Genomic DNA, 243 nt, shown 5'->3' on the forward strand with positions numbered 1-243 from the left:
CCTTTCGCATGCAAGCTGGACTTGTTCAAAACACGCCCGTCGCGCATCGTGACCGTGACGACATGCGGGAGGCGCTCCACGCCTTTTTCCTCATCAGCCGAATAGGACCGCATTTCGATGCGCGGCATGAATTCCCGGATTTCCGGCCGTCCGATCTCCTGCCGTGTAAAGTCCGAAAGGCTAAGGGCGCCTTTGAGGAAAGCTGTCGCCAGGCAATATTGCATCGAGAAGCGGGCCTGCATC

General features: G+C 58.0%; 1 pseudogene. It reads right to left on the minus strand.

The annotated features are described in order from the left end of the window. A pseudogene (locus tag AF337_RS02040) lies at nucleotides 1-243 on the minus strand (MmgE/PrpD family protein); the annotation flags it as partial.

It is taken from the genome of Rhizobium ecuadorense, from assembly GCF_001187535.1.
Lineage (GTDB): Bacteria > Pseudomonadota > Alphaproteobacteria > Rhizobiales > Rhizobiaceae > Rhizobium > Rhizobium ecuadorense.